Annotated in this window: 18 protein-coding genes, 1 tRNA gene and 1 rRNA gene; 13 read left to right on the plus strand and 7 right to left on the minus strand. The window is 66.2% G+C overall.

Annotated features, from left to right (window positions below; all coding sequences use genetic code 11):
- The first annotated feature begins 171 nt into the window (after positions 1 to 171).
- Complete coding sequence (locus DFO68_RS13070; protein WP_133484084.1) at positions 172 to 2,964, plus strand: DUF349 domain-containing protein; 2,793 nt, start codon at positions 172 to 174, stop codon at positions 2,962 to 2,964.
- A gap of 67 nt (positions 2,965 to 3,031) precedes the next feature.
- On the opposite strand, the gene phbB is transcribed toward DFO68_RS13070, so the two are convergent.
- Positions 3,032 to 3,778 carry an acetoacetyl-CoA reductase gene (gene phbB / locus DFO68_RS13075; protein ID WP_133484085.1) on the minus strand — a complete coding sequence of 249 codons (747 nt, stop codon included), beginning with the start codon at positions 3,776 to 3,778 and terminating at the stop codon, positions 3,032 to 3,034.
- Between the two features lie 194 nt (positions 3,779 to 3,972).
- Between phbB and DFO68_RS13080 the strand changes: the two genes are divergently transcribed.
- Both DFO68_RS13080 and DFO68_RS13085 read left to right on the plus strand, forming a co-directional pair.
- Positions 3,973 to 4,049, plus strand: a tRNA-Met gene (locus DFO68_RS13080).
- A gap of 315 nt (positions 4,050 to 4,364) precedes the next feature.
- Positions 4,365 to 5,303, plus strand: coding sequence for a tetratricopeptide repeat protein (locus DFO68_RS13085; RefSeq protein WP_133484086.1), 939 nt, complete (start codon positions 4,365 to 4,367; stop codon positions 5,301 to 5,303).
- Here DFO68_RS13085 and DFO68_RS13090 read toward each other — a convergent pair.
- Positions 5,297 to 6,481: a MalY/PatB family protein gene (locus DFO68_RS13090; protein WP_133484087.1), complete on the minus strand. Its 1,185-nt coding sequence runs from the start codon at positions 6,479 to 6,481 to the stop codon at positions 5,297 to 5,299. The two genes, DFO68_RS13085 and DFO68_RS13090, sit on opposite strands and share 7 nt — an antisense overlap.
- Before the next feature lie 43 nt (positions 6,482 to 6,524).
- Here DFO68_RS13090 and DFO68_RS13095 point away from each other — a divergent pair, with 43 nt between their 5' ends.
- Positions 6,525 to 6,956: a hypothetical protein gene (locus DFO68_RS13095; RefSeq protein ID WP_133484088.1), complete on the plus strand. Its 432-nt coding sequence runs from the start codon at positions 6,525 to 6,527 to the stop codon at positions 6,954 to 6,956.
- Between the two features lie 7 nt (positions 6,957 to 6,963).
- On the opposite strand, the gene DFO68_RS13100 is transcribed toward DFO68_RS13095, so the two are convergent.
- The gene (locus tag DFO68_RS13100; RefSeq protein ID WP_133484089.1) at positions 6,964 to 7,305 is read right to left on the minus strand and encodes a hypothetical protein; all 342 of its coding nucleotides are present in this window, start codon (positions 7,303 to 7,305) and stop codon (positions 6,964 to 6,966) included.
- A 50-nt stretch (positions 7,306 to 7,355) separates the two neighbouring features.
- On the opposite strand from DFO68_RS13100, the gene DFO68_RS13105 reads away from it, so the two are divergent.
- The 6 genes from DFO68_RS13105 to DFO68_RS13130 all read left to right on the plus strand — a co-directional run bounded on the left by DFO68_RS13105 (position 7,356) and on the right by DFO68_RS13130 (position 10,621).
- The gene (locus DFO68_RS13105; protein WP_133484090.1) at positions 7,356 to 8,180 is read left to right on the plus strand and encodes a hypothetical protein; all 825 of its coding nucleotides are present in this window, start codon (positions 7,356 to 7,358) and stop codon (positions 8,178 to 8,180) included.
- A gap of 60 nt (positions 8,181 to 8,240) precedes the next feature.
- Positions 8,241 to 8,648 carry an acyl-CoA thioesterase gene (locus DFO68_RS13110; protein ID WP_133484091.1) on the plus strand — a complete coding sequence of 136 codons (408 nt, stop codon included), beginning with the start codon at positions 8,241 to 8,243 and terminating at the stop codon, positions 8,646 to 8,648.
- Positions 8,645 to 9,112, plus strand: a complete 468-nt coding sequence (gene ybaK / locus DFO68_RS13115) for a Cys-tRNA(Pro) deacylase (protein WP_133484092.1) — start codon at positions 8,645 to 8,647, stop codon at positions 9,110 to 9,112. The genes DFO68_RS13110 and ybaK overlap by 4 nt, the downstream gene beginning before the upstream one ends.
- Before the next feature lie 71 nt (positions 9,113 to 9,183).
- Entirely contained in the window at positions 9,184 to 9,510 is a 327-nt protein-coding gene (locus tag DFO68_RS13120) for a hypothetical protein (RefSeq protein WP_133484093.1), read from the plus strand.
- Complete coding sequence (locus DFO68_RS13125; protein ID WP_133484094.1) at positions 9,482 to 10,003, plus strand: DUF501 domain-containing protein; 522 nt, start codon at positions 9,482 to 9,484, stop codon at positions 10,001 to 10,003. The genes DFO68_RS13120 and DFO68_RS13125 overlap by 29 nt, the downstream gene beginning before the upstream one ends.
- Positions 10,004 to 10,066: 63 nt before the next feature.
- Positions 10,067 to 10,621 (plus strand): TIGR00730 family Rossman fold protein, encoded by a 555-nt coding sequence (locus tag DFO68_RS13130; protein ID WP_133484095.1) that lies wholly within the window; start codon positions 10,067 to 10,069, stop codon positions 10,619 to 10,621.
- An 11-nt stretch (positions 10,622 to 10,632) separates the two neighbouring features.
- Here DFO68_RS13130 and DFO68_RS13135 read toward each other — a convergent pair whose 3' ends face one another.
- The gene (locus DFO68_RS13135; RefSeq protein WP_133484096.1) at positions 10,633 to 11,133 is read right to left on the minus strand and encodes a hypothetical protein; all 501 of its coding nucleotides are present in this window, start codon (positions 11,131 to 11,133) and stop codon (positions 10,633 to 10,635) included.
- 50 nt (positions 11,134 to 11,183) lie between these two features.
- The gene (locus DFO68_RS13140; protein ID WP_133484097.1) at positions 11,184 to 11,699 is read right to left on the minus strand and encodes a tetratricopeptide repeat protein; all 516 of its coding nucleotides are present in this window, start codon (positions 11,697 to 11,699) and stop codon (positions 11,184 to 11,186) included.
- 222 nt (positions 11,700 to 11,921) lie between these two features.
- Here DFO68_RS13140 and DFO68_RS13145 point away from each other — a divergent pair, with 222 nt between their 5' ends.
- A complete protein-coding gene (locus DFO68_RS13145) occupies positions 11,922 to 12,953 on the plus strand; it encodes an NADP(H)-dependent aldo-keto reductase (protein WP_133484098.1) in 1,032 nt (343 codons plus the stop codon).
- 118 nt (positions 12,954 to 13,071) lie between these two features.
- Positions 13,072 to 13,851, plus strand: a complete 780-nt coding sequence (gene yaaA, locus DFO68_RS13150; RefSeq protein ID WP_133484099.1) for a peroxide stress protein YaaA — start codon at positions 13,072 to 13,074, stop codon at positions 13,849 to 13,851.
- Positions 13,852 to 13,855: 4 nt separating this feature from the next.
- Here the strand turns inward: yaaA and DFO68_RS13155 are convergent, their stop codons facing one another.
- Entirely contained in the window at positions 13,856 to 14,434 is a 579-nt protein-coding gene (locus tag DFO68_RS13155; protein WP_133484100.1) for an isochorismatase family protein, read from the minus strand.
- Between the two features lie 109 nt (positions 14,435 to 14,543).
- On the opposite strand from DFO68_RS13155, the gene DFO68_RS13160 reads away from it, so the two are divergent.
- Positions 14,544 to 15,344 (plus strand): Tim44 domain-containing protein, encoded by an 801-nt coding sequence (locus tag DFO68_RS13160; protein ID WP_133484101.1) that lies wholly within the window; start codon positions 14,544 to 14,546, stop codon positions 15,342 to 15,344.
- Positions 15,345 to 15,442: 98 nt separating this feature from the next.
- Here DFO68_RS13160 and rrf read toward each other — a convergent pair.
- Positions 15,443 to 15,521, minus strand: a 5S ribosomal RNA gene (gene rrf / locus DFO68_RS16085); the annotation flags it as partial.

Here is a 15,521-nt window from a genome sequence, read left to right on the forward strand (position 1 = left end):
CAAGGAGCCGCTTTGTCAGTGTCTCCACAAGGCCACACCTTTCCGTCGACTGGACTTTTCTGCCGCCCCGCCACGTGCTTAGATACACGCGACCCAGGCCCACGTCGGTGCCGCCAACAATAACGACCTTCCCGTAACCGCCGGGAAGCGATTCCTTTGTCAGGATGCCCCATGTCAGGACTCCTTCGTCGCCTGTTCGCCCCGCGCTGGAATCACCCGGACCCCGAGGTCCGTCGACAGGCCGTGGGACGTCTCGACCCTACCCACGATGACCAGCGCCAGACCCTTGAGCAGCTAGCGCGCGATCCCCAGCCCCAGGTGCGGGAGGCGGCCCTGTCACGACTGCAAAATCCCGAGCGTCTGCTAGCCATGTACCAGCAGGGCGACGCCTCACCGGAGCTGCGCCACCATCTGGCAGCGATGCTGGTGGGCCAGCGCGGCCAACATGACCTGCCGACCCGCATCGCCCTGGTAGAGCGACTCGAGGACCCCGAGTTGCTCAACGACGTGGCGCTACGGGGCGACAACCAGCAACTGCGCCTTGCCGCCCTGGCCCGTCTCGATGCGGAAGAGCACCTGATCCGCCAGGCCTGTGACAACGGGATCGCCGCCGTGCGTCATGCTGCCGCCGCTCGCATCGAGAGCGAAGCGGGGTTGTCGCGACTGGTGCAGGGCGCGCGCCGTGACCGGCAGGTGGCACGCATGGCGCGTGAACGTCTTAACCGATTACGCGCCGACGCCGCCTCCCTGGCGGCCGCCCACCAGCGCCGCGAGGCCCTGCTCGAGACCCTTGAGCAGCATGCTGCAAGCCCCTGGGAACCGCTCTATGCCGGTCGCTTCCGCCACCTGAAGCGCGAGTGGAGCAAGCTCGAAGACCAGCCGGATGCGCAGCAGGAGCAACGCTTCCAGGAGGCCTGCCTGCGCTGCCGCAAGGTTATCGGCGACCACGAGGCCCAGGAGCATGCACGCCATGTCGATGATCGCCAGCGCGAGAGCGCCGACCAGACGCGGCAGGCCTTGGTCGAAGCGCTGGAGGAGAGCCTCGCAAGTCTTCATCAGAGTGACCGGCTCACCGACCAGGACATCGCCAGCCTGCGCGCCCAGAAGCGCCTGCTGGCCGCCCGCTGGCAGGCACTCTCAGAGCAGCACCTCGCCGACGAGGCACTGCGTGAGCGCTACGACCAGGCCCTGGCCGCCTACGAGGATATCGTTCAGGCACGCGTGCGCCTGGAGGAACGCGCCGAGGCGATCGAGCAGGCCCTGACCGATGGCGATGACCAACGTCTCGAGGCCCTGGTCGAGGCCTGCGGCTGGCCAGCGGGACTGGCCCCGGCTCCGCTGCTGCAACGCGCCCACCAGCGCCTCGCCAGCGAGCGAAGCCGCAAGGATGACGACCTGAACGCGCGAATGTCGCGCTTCGTCGAGGAACTCGACCAGCTCGAGCGCCTGCTGGAAAGCGGCGCCTTCAAGGGCGCCAGCCGCCTCCAACAGGACCTGCGCCAGCAAGCCGACCGGCTACCCCAGGCACCGCTACAGCCCCACCAGGCGCGACTCAAGCGACTCACCGCGCGACTCGCGGAACTGCGCGACTGGCGCGGCTTTGTCGCCGGCCCCAAGCGCGACCAACTGTGCATCGCTATCGAGGAACTGGCTAACAACGCCACGCTGAGCGAAGCCGAACTCGACCGCCACCACCGTCAGCTGGTCAAGGAATGGAAAGCCTTGGGCAACGCCGCCGCCAACCGTCAGCAGTCCGAGCGCTTCCGTGCCGCCTCCGAGCGCATCCACCAGCGACTGGCTCCCTGGCGAGAACACCAGCAGGCCGAGCGTCAACGCAACCTGGAGGCTCGCGAAGCGCTGTGTGAACAGCTCGAGACACTACTCGAGCAGCCCGCTCACGAGGCCGACCCTGATGCGCTGCGCGAGATTCGCGATCGCTCGCAAGAACAGTGGCGCCGCTTGGCCCCAGTGCCCCGCGATAAGGCCGACACCCTCGGCCGTCGTTTCGGGCGCATCCGCCATGACCTTCAGGCGCTGATCGAACGGCGCGCCGGGGAGATCGCCGAGGCCAAGCGCGAACTGATCGAACAGACACGCGCGCTTCTCGACCAGGACATGCACTCGACCCGGCGAGCCGAGCAGGCTAAGGCGCTGCAACGCCGCTGGCGCGAGTTGGGCCGCGCCCCCAAGGGAGAGGAGCAGGCCCTGTGGCGAGAGTTCCGCTCACTGTGTGACAACATCTTCGCCAGCCGGGAGGCCGCCCGGGATGACCAGGCCCAGCGCAACCGCGCCCGACTGGAAGCCATGCAGTCGCTGATCGACCGACTCGACAGCTGGCATCCGACACATAGCCACGAGGCCGGCATGCTGGATGAGGCCGTGCGCGAGGCCACCGCCCTGGAGCCGCTACCTTCGGGGCGGCGCAGCGAGGGCATGCGGCGCCGCTGGGCTGGCATTGTGCGGGCCCGCCGCGAGCGCCTGGCCCGCCTGTCGCTGGCCGAAGAGGCCCAGCGCTGGCAGGCCATCCGCCCCTTGCTCAATGCTCACCTGCAGGCGGATGCCCGGTACCTGGCAGGCGGCTCCGCCGAGCAGATTGCCCTCCCCGCCGAGCTGACCCTCTCGAATGCACTACGCCAGGCCCATGAGCATCGCAATGCTGCCCGAACGTCGAAGGCCGATCACTCGGCCGATCAAGCGGTAGTGGAGCGCCTGGCACGTCTGCGGGCCCACCTGTCGCTGCTGGCCGGCGGCCGGGGCAACCGGCGTGACGACCCGTTGCGCCTGGCAATCCAGGTCGAACGCCTCAACGACACGTTGGGCCAGCAGACTACCCGAACCGAAGAGCTGCGCCAGATACTGGCCGGCCTGCTCGCCAATGGCCCGATGCCCGAAGGATTATGGGCACGCGAGGTGGGAGAGCTCGACCGCCTGCTCGAGAGCCTCGCCGAACTGCCTCCGTCCTGATCAGAAATGCTGCCCCCCGCCGCCAGGGTTACCGGCGGGGGGGGGGGCGGGTGCGACGGTCGGGCGATCAGCCCATGAACTGCCCGCCATTGATGTCGTAATTGGCGCCGGTAATGAAACCCGACTCCTCGTCGGCGAGGAAGGTCACCAGGCGACCGATCTCCTCGGGCTTCCCGTAGCGCTTGACTGGAATGGTCTCGCGGATGGCCTCGCGCACCTTCTCAGGAATGTTCATGATCATGTCGGTGGCAATGTAGCCGGGCGACACCGTGTTCACGGTGATCCCCTTGGTAGCAGTCTCCTGGGCAAGGGACATGGTCAAGCCATGCATGCCCGCCTTGGCGGCAGCATAGTTGGCCTGGCCGAACTGACCCTTGCGGCCATTGATCGAAGAAATGTTGATGATCCGTCCATAACCTTTGTCGAGCATGCTCTCGATCACGCTGCGGCAAGTATTGAAGACACTGTTGAGGTTGGTGTCGATGACCTCGTGCCACTGCTCGGGCGACATCTTCTTGAGAGTGCCGTCCCGAGTGATCCCTGCGCAGTTGACCAGCACGGCAATGGGACCATGCTTTTCCTCGATCTCCTTGACCCCCTTCACGCAGGCGTCATAGTCGACCAGGTCAACCCCGGCGATGTCGATGTTGTCGAAGCCCTCGGACTTCTGGGCCTCCAGCCAGGTCTTGGCCTTATCCGGATTGTGGTATCCCGCCACCACCATGTAGCCCTGCGAGGCCAACGAACGGCAGATGGCGCTGCCGATACCCCCGGTACCACCGGTGACCCAGGCGACGTGTGCTTGAGTTGCCATTGATTACCTCCCTGATATGCATGACATCTTGTCTGGCGAGATGCCAGTCTGGCCATCACCCGCCAGTATTGTTAATGGACCTGTCACCTTCATGACAGCAAAAGCAGTATGGACCAGGTAAGGTCCTCGGGACGAGCGTTTGAAAGCAACCCTTGACCAAAGGCGCATAGTCTGTAGAATATGCCGCACGTTGATGCGGGGTGGAGCAGTCTGGTAGCTCGTCGGGCTCATAACCCGAAGGTCATCGGTTCAAATCCGGTCCCCGCTACCAAACATCGAAAAAAGCCGATTCCTAAGGGGGTCGGTTTTTTCCTATGCGGCATAACCATCGGTCATCGGTTCGCTTTCACCTCAACTTCAGCGGTCCCCGCTACCAAATCCCAGAGAGAGGCCATAACCTACCCGTTCTGGCCTTTTTCATGTCTCGGGTAACCCCTTCTGTCCCTTCTGGTCGCTCGTCGGGCTCGGCTTCGCCAGCCCGGCGGGTCATACGCAGAATTTGCCCTAGCATGGGCTGCTCCCCTTGAAGTCACGGGCGATCACCCGCATCTGCAAACAAATTCATCCCCACGCAAGGCTAGCGATTATGCCCATCGTCGACCCCCGTACCGGTGAGCCGCTCACCGATGACATTCCCGCCGGCGAGCATGCCGATGACGCCTCGCCCGGCGGCCAGGACGTCGAGATGATCATCGACGTCGATGCCAGCAACATCCAGCAGCTACTCGAGACCTCGATGCAGGTGCCCGTGCTGCTCGACTGCTGGGCACCCTCAAGCGAGTCCAGCAAGAACCTGACACCGATCCTTGAGAAGCTGGCTCGCGAGTACCAGGGTGCCTTCATTCTTGCCAAGCTCAACATCGACGAGAATCGGGAGATCGCCGGTCAGCTCGGCGTGCGTTCGGTGCCTGACGTCAAGCTGATCAGCCAGGGCGGGCTGGTCGACCACTTCCAGGGGGCCCTGCCCGAGAAGCAGGTGCTCGAATGGCTGGGACGCTACTTCCCGGCGCCGGAGGAGGCCCCAAAAAGCCCCGAGGACCAGGCCGCCGAGGCCTTGGCCGCCGGTGACGCTGCCACAGCCCGAGCCATCTACCAGGAACTGGTGCAGCAATATCCACAGCATACCCCCTACCAAGTGGAATTGGCCCGAGCCCTGGTGGCCGAAGGCCAGAGCGAACAGGCTCGCCATCTGCTCGACAACCTCCCGCCGGAGGAGCGCGACGCCGCCCCGGCTCGCGGTGTACGCGCCCGCATCGAGTTCGGCGAGCAGGCGCCCACCGCTGAGGAGCTGGCCGCACTGGAGGACCGCGACGACAGCGAAGCCCAATTCAAGCGTGCCCTGCGCCAGGTGGCCGACGGCCACTACGAGGCTGGTTTGGAAGCCCTGCTCACCTTGATGAAGCACGACCGTACCTATGGTGACGATGCCGCCCGCCGCACGCTGTTGCAGGTCTTCGATGCCCTGGGCGCCGACCATCCGCTAACGGTCGCCTATCGTCGCAAGCTGTTTGCGCTGCTCTACTGAGTCTGGCGCAGCACGCCATCCAGCCGCGCCAGCGCCGCCTCCAGCTGCTTGGCCGTGGTGCCGAAGTTGAGCCGGGCAAAACCCGGCCAGCCGAAATCGGCGCCGTCGGATAGTGCGACGCCAGCCCGCTCGAGCAGCAGCCGCTGCGGCGGCCCTGACAGTCGCTCGAGCGCATGTGCCTCACGCAGATCCAGCCAGGCCAGATAGGTCGACTGTGGCGGGCTCATGGCCACGCCGGGCCAGTTGGCCACCCGCTCCTCCAGCGTCCGGCGATGACCGCGCAACACCTCCAGCAGCGCCTGCCGCCAAGGTTCGCCATGGGCATGGGCGGCTTCGGCAGCGACCAGCCCCAACACGTTGCCATCGGGTGTCAACCCCTTGATGCCCCTGGCGAAGCGCTGCCGCAGGTCGGCGTCTGGAATCACCGCGCAGGCAGTGGTCAGCCCCGCCAGGTTGAAGGTCTTGGAGGGCGCCCAGAGCGTTAGGATGCGCGAGGCCAGCTCGGGGAAAGCGGCGGCCAGCGGCAGATGGTGGGCGCCCTGGTCGAGCAGCAGGTCGCAGTGCAGTTCGTCGGAGACCACCAGCAGATCGTAACGCTCGACCAGCGCCGCCAGCCCAGAGAGCTCCTCCCGCGTCCAGACCCGCCCGGTAGGGTTATGGGGATGGCACCAGAGCAATAGCCGGGTCTCGGGCGTGATAGCGGCCTCCAGCGCCGCGAGGTCGAGCCGCCATGGCTCGCCGGGCGCTGCCGGGGCGCTCAGCGTCGCCTGCTGGGGCCGCCGGCCGGTGCGCTCGGCCACCCGCAGGAAAGGCGGGTAGATGGGCGTGACCGTCAGTATGCCGTCGCCGGGTTCAGTCAGCGCCAGGCTCGCCATGTGCAGCGCCGGCACCACCCCCGGCAGCCACAGCTGCCAGCCAGGCTCGATGGCCCAGCCGTAGTGCTCGATACTCCAGTGGCAGAGAGTCTCGCGCAGCGAGTCGGGCACCAGGCCATAGCCGAAGACGCCATGGGATACTCGCGCCCGCACCGCCTCGATGACCGCCGGGGGCGAGGCGAAGTCCATGTCAGCGACCCACAGCGGCAGCACGTCATCGCCGTAGCGATGCCACTTCTGTGACGGCCAGTCAAACTGCTGCGGATGGCGACGCTCGATGGGCGTGGCAAAATCGAATTCCATGGGCAACTCCCGACACCAGAAGGCCAGCAATATGCACGAGACCATGCCCCAATTCAGCTTCTATGCCAAGGTACGCCGCGGTCTATCCGCCCTCGTGGCCCAGTGGCTGACCCTCGGCCAGGGCGATGCCGAGCATCTGGCGCTGCTGCTTGCCGAGACCGCCCGGGTAACACGGATCGGCCATCCCGAGCACACCCCGGATGGCGAGACCCTCGCCAAGTGGAGCCACCCCGACGGCGAGGAACCGCCCCTGTGGGCGGCGCGCACCGCCACCTTCCTGCTGGTGAAGATGCCCGCTCGGCCGCTGCCGGCCGGTGACGATGAGGCCAGCGCCTGGGCCTACTGCTGGCTGCGCAACCGCAACTTCGTGGACCTTGCCGACGCCGAGCAGGCGCTACCCGACCATCTTCGCGTACCGCTGGCCGTTGCTCTGAGGGCCGCCTGGCGCGATCTCAAGGGGCTGCGCCTGATCTGACGATCGACTAGCGTCGCCGCACGGCCCGCTTCTTGGGTCGGAAACCGGCGGGCTTGGTAGAGAGCCATGCGACGAAGGTCTGAATCTGCGGATGCGCCATCAACGCCTCGCGGCTGCGATAATGCTCAGCCATTTCGCGTTCGCTGAGCACCGCGTGCAGGTGCTTGTGGCAGGCGTGGCAGACCCACAGGATGGCGGTAAGCCGCTCCACCCGGTCGAAACGACGCCGATAGCGGGCCTTGCCGTGCAGGGCTCGCGGGATAAGGTGGTGACGGGTCAGCGGCGCGGCGCGTCCGCACAGTTCGCAGACCGCCGGACGCGGCGGGGGCGACAGGTGATTCCCGGCCATGTGGGCCTCCCGACATCTCAGGATGCACCCGAAGAGATAAGGAAAACTGGATGGAAGTTCCCCTCAGCTGGCAGCTGGCCAAGTTGCTGGTATCGATCGGTGTGGTGCTCGGGCTCTCGGTGATCGCCGAACGGGTCAGCACCCGGGTGGCCGGCCTGCTCGCCGGTTACCCGCTGGGTACCGCCATCGCGCTGTTCTTCATCGGCCTGGAGATCTCCCCCGCCTTCGCTACCCAGAGCGCCGTGCATACCCTGGCCGGCTTCACCGCCACGCTGGCGCTGAGCGGCGGCTACCTGCTGTGCGCCCGCCGCGACGGCCTGCCCGGCGTGCTCGCCGGCACCGCGGGCGGATTCGCCGCCTGGTTGGCGGTGAGCCTGCTGCTGACCCAGGTGGAGTTCACACGCCTGACCGGTACACTGACCACCCTGGTCGCCATCGTCGTCTTCTTGCGGCTTTACCGCCGGGTACCGGAAACCGCCACTGGCGTGCGTGGCGGCTTCAGCTGGGCCGCCTTGGGTCTGCGTGCCGTGCTGGCCGCCGCGATCATCTTCCTGATCACCGGCCTCGCCCACGTGATGCCGGCCGCCTGGGCCGGAGTCATGGCCGCCTTTCCGGTGACCATGTATCCCTTCCTGGTGATCCTGCACCTGACCCATGGGGCCGCCCCGGTGGCCACGGTGATCAAGCATTACCCGGCCGGACTGGGTGCCTTGCTGTGGTATGCGCTGTGTGTCTCGCTGACCTATGACCGCCTGGGGCTTTCGCTCGGCACCCTGATCGGCTTCGCCGTGGCCACCGCCTGGCTGCTGGCCTGGACCCGACTGCTGGCCTGGCGGGCAGCACGCCTGGCCAGGCACTCTCGCCCGCAGGCTTGACCGAGTGCTTGCTTGGCGCAAAGCTGTTCTCCCTGCAAGGTCATCACGAGGAAACGCCAGATGTTTATCCGCACCATCGAGCCCGCCTTCTACGACACCGATGCCCTGGGCCACGTCAACAATACCCGGCTGCCGGCCTGGTTCGAGCTGGCCCGCAACGACCTCTTTCGACTGTTCACGCCGGATCTGGACCCGCGCAAGTGGCGCCTGATCATAGCCCGTATGGAGGTCGACTACCGGGCCGAGCTGCAGTACGGCCGTGAGATCGAGATCCGCACCTACATCTCGCGGCTTGGCAACAGCTCTTTCACGGTGAGCCAGGAGGCGCGCCAGGACGGCCAGCTGACCAATCTCGGCCATGCCGTGATGGTGCATTTCGACCATACAACCAAGAAGTCCGTCCCTATCGAAGGCGAGCTGCGCGAGGCCCTCGAAGCGCATCTCCAGGCAGAGCCGGCAGACGCATGACCCCGGCGGTGAAGGCGCTCGAGCGAGCCGGCGTGGCATTCACCCTGGCCGAGTACGACCACGACCCGCGCAGCCCCGCCTATGGCGAGGAGGCCGCCCGGGCGCTGGGCCTCTCGCCCGAGGCGGTGTTCAAGACCTTGCTTGTCCGGCTCGACGACGGCCGCCTGGCGATGGCCATGCTGGCGGTCTCTGCCCAGCTCGACCTCAAGGCCCTGGCCCGGGCCGCCGGGGCGCGCAAGGCCAGCCTGGCCGACCCCGCCGATGCCGAGCGCGCCACCGGCTACGTGGTCGGCGGCATCAGCCCGCTGGGCCAGAAGAAGCGCCTGCCCGCCTTCCTCGATGTCGGCGCCGAGCAGCGCGAGACCCTCCACGTCAGCGGCGGTCGCCGCGGGCTGGAGCTCTGCCTGGCGCCTAGCGACCTGATGCGCCTGACCGAGGCCCGCCTTGCCGCTCTGGCTCGGTAATAAACCGCACCGAGCCGAACTCAGGAAAGCATTGTCACAACAGGGCCGCCAACTACCTACGGGAGCCCTACATGGCTATCCGCTATACCCTCTGGCTAGACCCGGACGACACGCCTCGGCATCGCGCCGTCGAGGCCGACCTGGAGCGCTACTTCCTCGAGCGCTTTGCCGATTACCCGCATATCCGCTTGTTCGGTGCCGACCCTTACGATTATGATGCGCCGTTCAATCGCCTCCACGATGTGCTGATGGCGCGCGCCGGCGAATACTGCGAGCGGGAGTGGCGCTACGTACCCACTCCCGAGCAGCTCAACCGCGCCTTCTTCCTCGCCGTAGGGCGCTCGAACAAGTTCGTACGGGATGACGACGATGGTGATCCGCACCGATCTGGCCCCTGATGCGCGACAACTGGCCATCATTACCGAGCAGCTGGGTCGCGCACCCCGCGGCATCGAGAGCGTGGCGGCCACCGACGGTGAAGGTACCCCACTGGTGCTGCGCATGGCGCCCATCGTCGACGGCACCCCCTTCCCGACGCTCTATTGGCTCTGCTCCGCGCGGCTCAAGGTCGAGATCTCGCACATCGAGGCCGCCGGGGTGATCAAGCAGCTGGAGAGACGCCTGCAGCAGGACCCCGACTTCCTGGCCGCCTACCACCGCAGCCACGAGGCCTATGTGGCGGCCCGCTGGGCCTACATGAGCGAGGCCCAGCGGGCCGAGGTGGTCCGGCTGGGTTATACGGAGGTGCTCACCCGGCGCGGCATCGGCGGCATCGCCAACCGCGACCAGGTGCGCTGCCTGCACACTCAGTATGCCCATCATCTGTGCGGCGAGAATGTCATCGGCCAATGGCTCGACGCGCACCATGCGGTAGCCGACTGCCTGCCCTGACCCCAGTAGGCCCCCTGGCCATCAGCTCCTGGGAGGGCAAACGCTTGTTGCCAAGGAGAAGAGATGTCGAGATTCTGCGTCTATCTGGGCTCCCGGAAGGGCCGTGACCCGCAATTCCTTGCGGCCGTGCGCCAGCTCGGCGGCGAGCTGGCCCGGCGTGGTCACGGCCTGGTCTATGGTGGTGCCCGCGTTGGCCTGATGGGCACCCTGGCCGATGCAGTCATGGCGGCCGGCGGCGAGGTCATCGGCGTCATGCCCGACCACCTGGTCGAGCGCGAGCAGGCTCACCATGGCCTGAGCGAGCTGGTGCGGGTACGCAACATGCACGAGCGCAAGGCGAGCATGGCGGCCCATGCCGATGCCTTCCTGATGCTGCCCGGCGGCATCGGTACCCTGGAGGAATTCTTCGAGGCCTGGACCTGGCAGTACCTGGGCCTGCATGACAAGCCGATCGGCGTGCTCGACATCGCCGGCTTCTATACTCCACTGCTGGCCTTCCTCGACACTACCGTGGCGCAGGGCTTCCTCAATGGTCGCACCCGGGCCGAGCTGATCGACGCTGCAGACCCCACCGAGCTGCTCGATGCACTGGAGAAGCGACTGGCCATGGTGGGCTGAGCGACCCGGCCTCAGGCGCCGGCGGCGAGCGCGAGGGTGCGCAGGTAGGTGAGCTGCAGCAAGTGGGCGTCATCGCCGGCCCGATGCCGATGGATGCCCTGCTCGCGGATGATGAGCTCCTTGGTATGGCTCCACAGGGCCTGCTGCCGCTCGCTGAGCAGGATGCGCAAGGCCTCCAGGCGGAAGCCCGGCAGCATGCCCGCATGGTGGAAGAGCAGCGACAGCCAGGTGTTGTCGTAGCCCCAGCTGTCACTGTAGGCGATACCCGGCTCCGTCAGCTCGTCATTGAGCCAGCGAGCCACCTGACGCACCGGGTAGCCCTCACGCTGCAGACGTCCGCGGCTGATGCCGTGAAGCAGCTCGGCCTTGGGGTCCCAATGCGTCCACTCGGTCAGTGGCTGGATCAGGAAGGCGCAGGTACTGCCATCGGCGCGGGCCAAGCCGACCTCGATGGGGTAGCTGCCGCGCCCAAAGCCGGACGCCTCGATATCCAGCAGAGTGGGTAACGTCACGGGCGGGAGCGTCCTTGATCGAGATAGCCGATGGCAGGAAAGGCAAACGACTAGTGTCGCGTCTCGCCGTCGGCCCTGTCCAGCGAGCCGGCAAGCCCCGCCAGGCGGTCGGCCAGAACCTGCCAGTGCCTCGCCTTCTCGACATCCACCGGCAGCCCCAGCTCGCCGTCGCAGTAAGCACGGGCCAGTCGGCTCGCCGCCAGCGGATGACCCGCCTCACCGGCGCGCGCATACCAGGTCACGGCATGCTCGTGGCGGGAAGGATACTGGGCGCAACCGTGCTCGTGGATCTGGCCGGCCTGGTACTGGGCCTTGGCATCCCCGGCATGGGCTGCCTCGAGCACGTAGCGCGCCCCGCGGGACTTGTCCTGGGGACTGACGCCGCGGTGGAAAAGCATATGACCATACTGCGACAGCGCCGCCGGATGCCCGGCATTGGCGCAGCGCTGGAAGAGGTGCATGGTCAGGCGCTGGGTACGCGGCGAGCGGGGCAGCCAGCGGGTATGGAACAGTTGCTGTGCAAGCCGGTACTCGAGCCGGGTGAACAGTGAGGATGCCTCTGACATGGCAACAGCCCTGCGTCCAGTGGTGCGAAAGCGATACCGGCCACCTCTTGTGGCCGGCATTGCTTCCTGCAGTACAAAGGTGGCCCTGCGGACTCCGCCGGGTCAACGGGCAGCAAGCATACGCGCCCCCAGGCAGTGACTCAACCCCGCGATTTGCCGCCTCGGCTAAGCCCCGCTACCCTACCAGGTCAATCCCTTCAGCACTCCTACCAGGAGCCACCGATGCAGACAAGACCGCTAGGCGATACCGGCATCGAGGTCAGCCGCCTGTGCCTTGGCACCATGACCTTTGGCGAGCAGAACAGTGAAGCCGAGGCCCACGAGCAGCTCGACCGCGCCGTGGCCTTCGGCATTAACTTCATCGATACCGCCGAGATGTACCCGGTGCCTCCCAAGGCCGACACCCAAGGTCGTACCGAAGCCTTTGTCGGCAGCTGGCTCAAGCGTCGCAGCACCCGTGATGACGTGATCATCGCCACCAAGGCCGCTGGTCCCGGCCTCGAACACATCCGCGGCGGCCCGCGTCTCACCCGCGAGCATCTCCACCAGGCGATCGACGAAAGCCTCGCCCGGCTGCAGACCGACTACGTGGACCTCTACCAGCTGCACTGGCCCGAGCGGAAGACCAACTTCTTTGGCAGGCTCGGCTACGAGCACGATGCCCAGGAGGATGCCACACCGCTGGAGGAGACCCTGGCGGCGCTCAAGGAGCTGGTGGATGCCGGCAAGACACGCGCCATCGGGCTCTCCAACGACACGCCCTGGGGTGTGATGCGCGCTCTACACCTGGCCGACACTTTTGGCCTGCCACGTGTCGCCAGCATCCAGAACCCCTACAGCCTGCTCAATCGCACCTTCGAGGTGGGGCTGGCCGAGGTCGCCCATCGCGAGCGGGTGGGACTACTGGCCTACTCGCCGCTGGCCTTCGGCATGCTCTCCGGCAAGTACCTTAATGGCGCCCGTCCTGCCGGCGCCCGGCTGACCCGCTTCGAGCGCTTCCAGCGCTACAGCAACCCGCTGGCCGAGGAGGCGACCTCGGCCTATGTGCAGATCGCCCGCGACCATGGCCTGGACCCCGCCCGTATGGCCCTGGCCTACGTCAACTCGCGCCCCTTTTTGACCAGCAACATCATCGGCGCTACTACCAAGGAGCAGCTGGAGAGCAACCTGGCCAGCGAGTCCCTGCGGCTCGACGCCGAGGTGCTTGAGGCCATCGAGGCGGTTCATCGACGCATTCCCAACCCCGCATCCTGAGCCCACGCCAGCACGAGGAGCTATCGCCACGATAGCCCCTCGCACCAGGGGGGCTTGGTATACTGGCTTGCATTCATTGCCATCTGGCTACCCCCTCCTTCAGGTACAGGAACGCCCCATGCTGAGCGTGATCTCACCCGCCAAGACGCTGGACTTCGAGACTCCGGCCACCACGACCCTGCACACCCAGCCGGAGTATCTCGAGCGTAGCCGTGAGCTGATCGAGATCCTGCGCGACTACTCGCCCCAGCGGCTCAGCGAGCTGATGGGCATCAGCGACAAGCTGGCCGGGCTCAATGCCGCCCGCTTCGCCGAATGGCACACCCCCTTCACGCCCGAGAACGCCAAGCCCGCCGCCCAGGCCTTCCAGGGCGATGTCTACATGGGTCTTGAGGCAACGTCCTTCAGCGACGACGACAACGCCTTCGCTCAACAACACCTGCGCATCCTCTCTGGCCTCTATGGCCTGCTGCGCCCCCTCGACCTGATCCAGCCCTACCGCCTGGAGATGGGCACCAAGCTCGACAATCCCGCCGGAAAGGACCTCTACGCCTTCTGGAGGTCGACCCTCACCGCCGAGCTCGACCGCGCCGTGGAGAAAAGCGGTACGCCGGTGCTGGTCAACCTGGCCTCCAACGAGTACGCCAAGGCGATCGACACCCGAGCACTCACCTCACGGGTGATCACCCCGGTGTTCAAGGACGAGAAGAACGGCAAGCTGAAGATCATCAGCTTCTACGCCAAGAAGGCCCGCGGCCTGATGGCCGCCTGGATGATCCGCGAGCGCCTGGACGACCCCGAGGACCTCAAGGACTTCGACGTGGCGGGCTATGCCTACAACGCCGCTCTCTCGGAAGGCGACACCCTGGTCTTCACCCGAGCCGAGGGCGCCACCTGATTGACTAGCCGGTAAACACCAGAGGGCGCGCCGAGCGGCTCCTCAGAAAGCGACGGTGAGCCTGCTTGAAGCACGCATCGTCACAGCGGTGCAACCACTCGTAGGCAACCATGTCGGCACTCACCGGCACCGCGCCGGCCTGGACCATCCGCTCCTTGGCCAGCCGGGCCTCGGCTGAGCGCCGACTGGCGCAGGCCTCCACCAGCCAGTAGACCTGGTAGCCCGCCTCGAGCAGGCCAAGCCCGGTCTGCATCACGCAGATGTGCGCCTCGGTACCGCACAGCACCACTTGATGGCGATCTGACGCGCCCATCGCCTCAGCGAAGGCCGGCTCGGCATGGGCATCGAAGTGAACCTTGTGCCACAGGCGGTGCGCCGGCAGTGCCTCGAGTAGCCGCTCCTCGCTGCCTCCCAACCCCTCGGGATACTGCTCGGTAACCCACACCGGCACCTCGAGTTCGCCGGCCATGCCACCCAGCCAGGCGGCCTCGGTCACCGCCTGGTCACCATGCTCGATGACCGGCAGCAGGCCGGTCTGCAGGTCGACGATCAGCAGCAGGCTCTTCTCTCGCCTCAGGCGCATCAGCGGCACCTCTCTGTTTATGCGTTAATTGTCGTGGCTGACCAGCATAATCGGTAGAATGGAGGCTTCCGACCCTTTCTCATCCCCCTTCCCCGATGGAGAATTCCCGATGCGTCACCTTCTCGTCATGCTGATAGTCGGTGTGCTGGGCTTCGGCCTAGCTGTGGACCATGCCGATGCGCGCCGCCTGGGTGGCGGCAAGAGCTTCGGCAGCCAGTCCCGCAGCGTGCAACAGCCCGCGGCTACCCAGAACCAGACCACCGGCAACCGCACCACCCAGGCCCGTCCGGGCTCGCGGATGGGCGGCATGCTCGGTGGAATGCTCGCAGGCGGCTTGCTTGCCGCGCTGTTCTTCGGTGGCGCCTTCGACGAACTGCGCCTGATGGACCTCCTGCTGGTTGCCGGTGCCGCCTTCTTGCTCTTCAAGCTCTTCGTTCGGCGCCGCCCGTCCATGGCCGGCGGACCGGGTCAGTCCGCCGGCCCGCAGAGCTTCCAGGCCGAACCCGGACTACAAGGTAATAATGCTGCCTTTGCCACGAAACCCGAGTGGTTCGACCGCGAACGCTTCCTCAGTGGCGCCAAGGAGCATTTCATGACCCTCCAACGCGCCTGGGACAACAATGACTTCACCGGTATTCAGGAATACGTGACTCCCGAGCTTTATAACCTGTTGCGCGAGGAACGTGCCCAGCAGCCGGCCAACAATCACACCGAGATCGTGCGGATGTTCGCCGAACTCGGCGGCATTCGCGAAGTAAGCGACAAGGCCGAGGCCACCGTGATCTTCCACGGCATCATCGCCGAAAACGGCGAGGAGAACGAGTTCAACGAGACCTGGCACCTGATCCGCGAGTTGCGCGACGGTGCCCCCTGGTACCTGCAAGGCATCGAGCAAAACCCCGGCGCCTAACGCCTGGATCCGTTTGTCGGGAACAAACGGGGCCAGGGGGAAGCCCCCCATAAAAAAACCCCGAGCTCAAATGAACTCGGGGTTTTTTCGGGATAAGTGCCTGACGATGACCTACTCTCGCATGGGGAGGCCCCACACTACCATCGGCGCTGAGCGGTTTCACTGCTGAGTTCGGCA

The sequence above is a fragment of the Halomonas ventosae genome, from assembly GCF_004361885.1.
GTDB lineage: Bacteria > Pseudomonadota > Gammaproteobacteria > Pseudomonadales > Halomonadaceae > Halomonas > Halomonas ventosae_C.

Bases quoted from the DNA above. Each gene is read 5' to 3' on its own strand.
- ybaK (WP_133484092.1), top strand. From the start codon at position 8,645: ATGACCCCGGCGGTGAAGGCGCTCGAGCGAGCCGGCGTGGCATTCACC.
- DFO68_RS13090 (WP_133484087.1), bottom strand. From the start codon at position 6,481: ATGGAATTCGATTTTGCCACGCCCATCGAGCGTCGCCATCCGCAGCAG.
- DFO68_RS13070 (WP_133484084.1), top strand. From the start codon at position 172: ATGTCAGGACTCCTTCGTCGCCTGTTCGCCCCGCGCTGGAATCACCCG.
- DFO68_RS13160 (WP_133484101.1), top strand. From the start codon at position 14,544: ATGCGTCACCTTCTCGTCATGCTGATAGTCGGTGTGCTGGGCTTCGGC.
- DFO68_RS13140 (WP_133484097.1), bottom strand. From the start codon at position 11,699: ATGTCAGAGGCATCCTCACTGTTCACCCGGCTCGAGTACCGGCTTGCA.
- DFO68_RS13130 (WP_133484095.1), top strand. From the start codon at position 10,067: ATGTCGAGATTCTGCGTCTATCTGGGCTCCCGGAAGGGCCGTGACCCG.
- yaaA (WP_133484099.1), top strand. From the start codon at position 13,072: ATGCTGAGCGTGATCTCACCCGCCAAGACGCTGGACTTCGAGACTCCG.
- DFO68_RS13100 (WP_133484089.1), bottom strand. From the start codon at position 7,305: ATGGCCGGGAATCACCTGTCGCCCCCGCCGCGTCCGGCGGTCTGCGAA.
- DFO68_RS13095 (WP_133484088.1), top strand. From the start codon at position 6,525: ATGCCCCAATTCAGCTTCTATGCCAAGGTACGCCGCGGTCTATCCGCC.
- DFO68_RS13125 (WP_133484094.1), top strand. From the start codon at position 9,482: ATGGTGATCCGCACCGATCTGGCCCCTGATGCGCGACAACTGGCCATC.
- phbB (WP_133484085.1), bottom strand. From the start codon at position 3,778: ATGGCAACTCAAGCACACGTCGCCTGGGTCACCGGTGGTACCGGGGGT.
- DFO68_RS13120 (WP_133484093.1), top strand. From the start codon at position 9,184: ATGGCTATCCGCTATACCCTCTGGCTAGACCCGGACGACACGCCTCGG.
- DFO68_RS13145 (WP_133484098.1), top strand. From the start codon at position 11,922: ATGCAGACAAGACCGCTAGGCGATACCGGCATCGAGGTCAGCCGCCTG.
- DFO68_RS13085 (WP_133484086.1), top strand. From the start codon at position 4,365: ATGCCCATCGTCGACCCCCGTACCGGTGAGCCGCTCACCGATGACATT.
- DFO68_RS13105 (WP_133484090.1), top strand. From the start codon at position 7,356: ATGGAAGTTCCCCTCAGCTGGCAGCTGGCCAAGTTGCTGGTATCGATC.
- DFO68_RS13155 (WP_133484100.1), bottom strand. From the start codon at position 14,434: ATGCGCCTGAGGCGAGAGAAGAGCCTGCTGCTGATCGTCGACCTGCAG.
- DFO68_RS13110 (WP_133484091.1), top strand. From the start codon at position 8,241: ATGTTTATCCGCACCATCGAGCCCGCCTTCTACGACACCGATGCCCTG.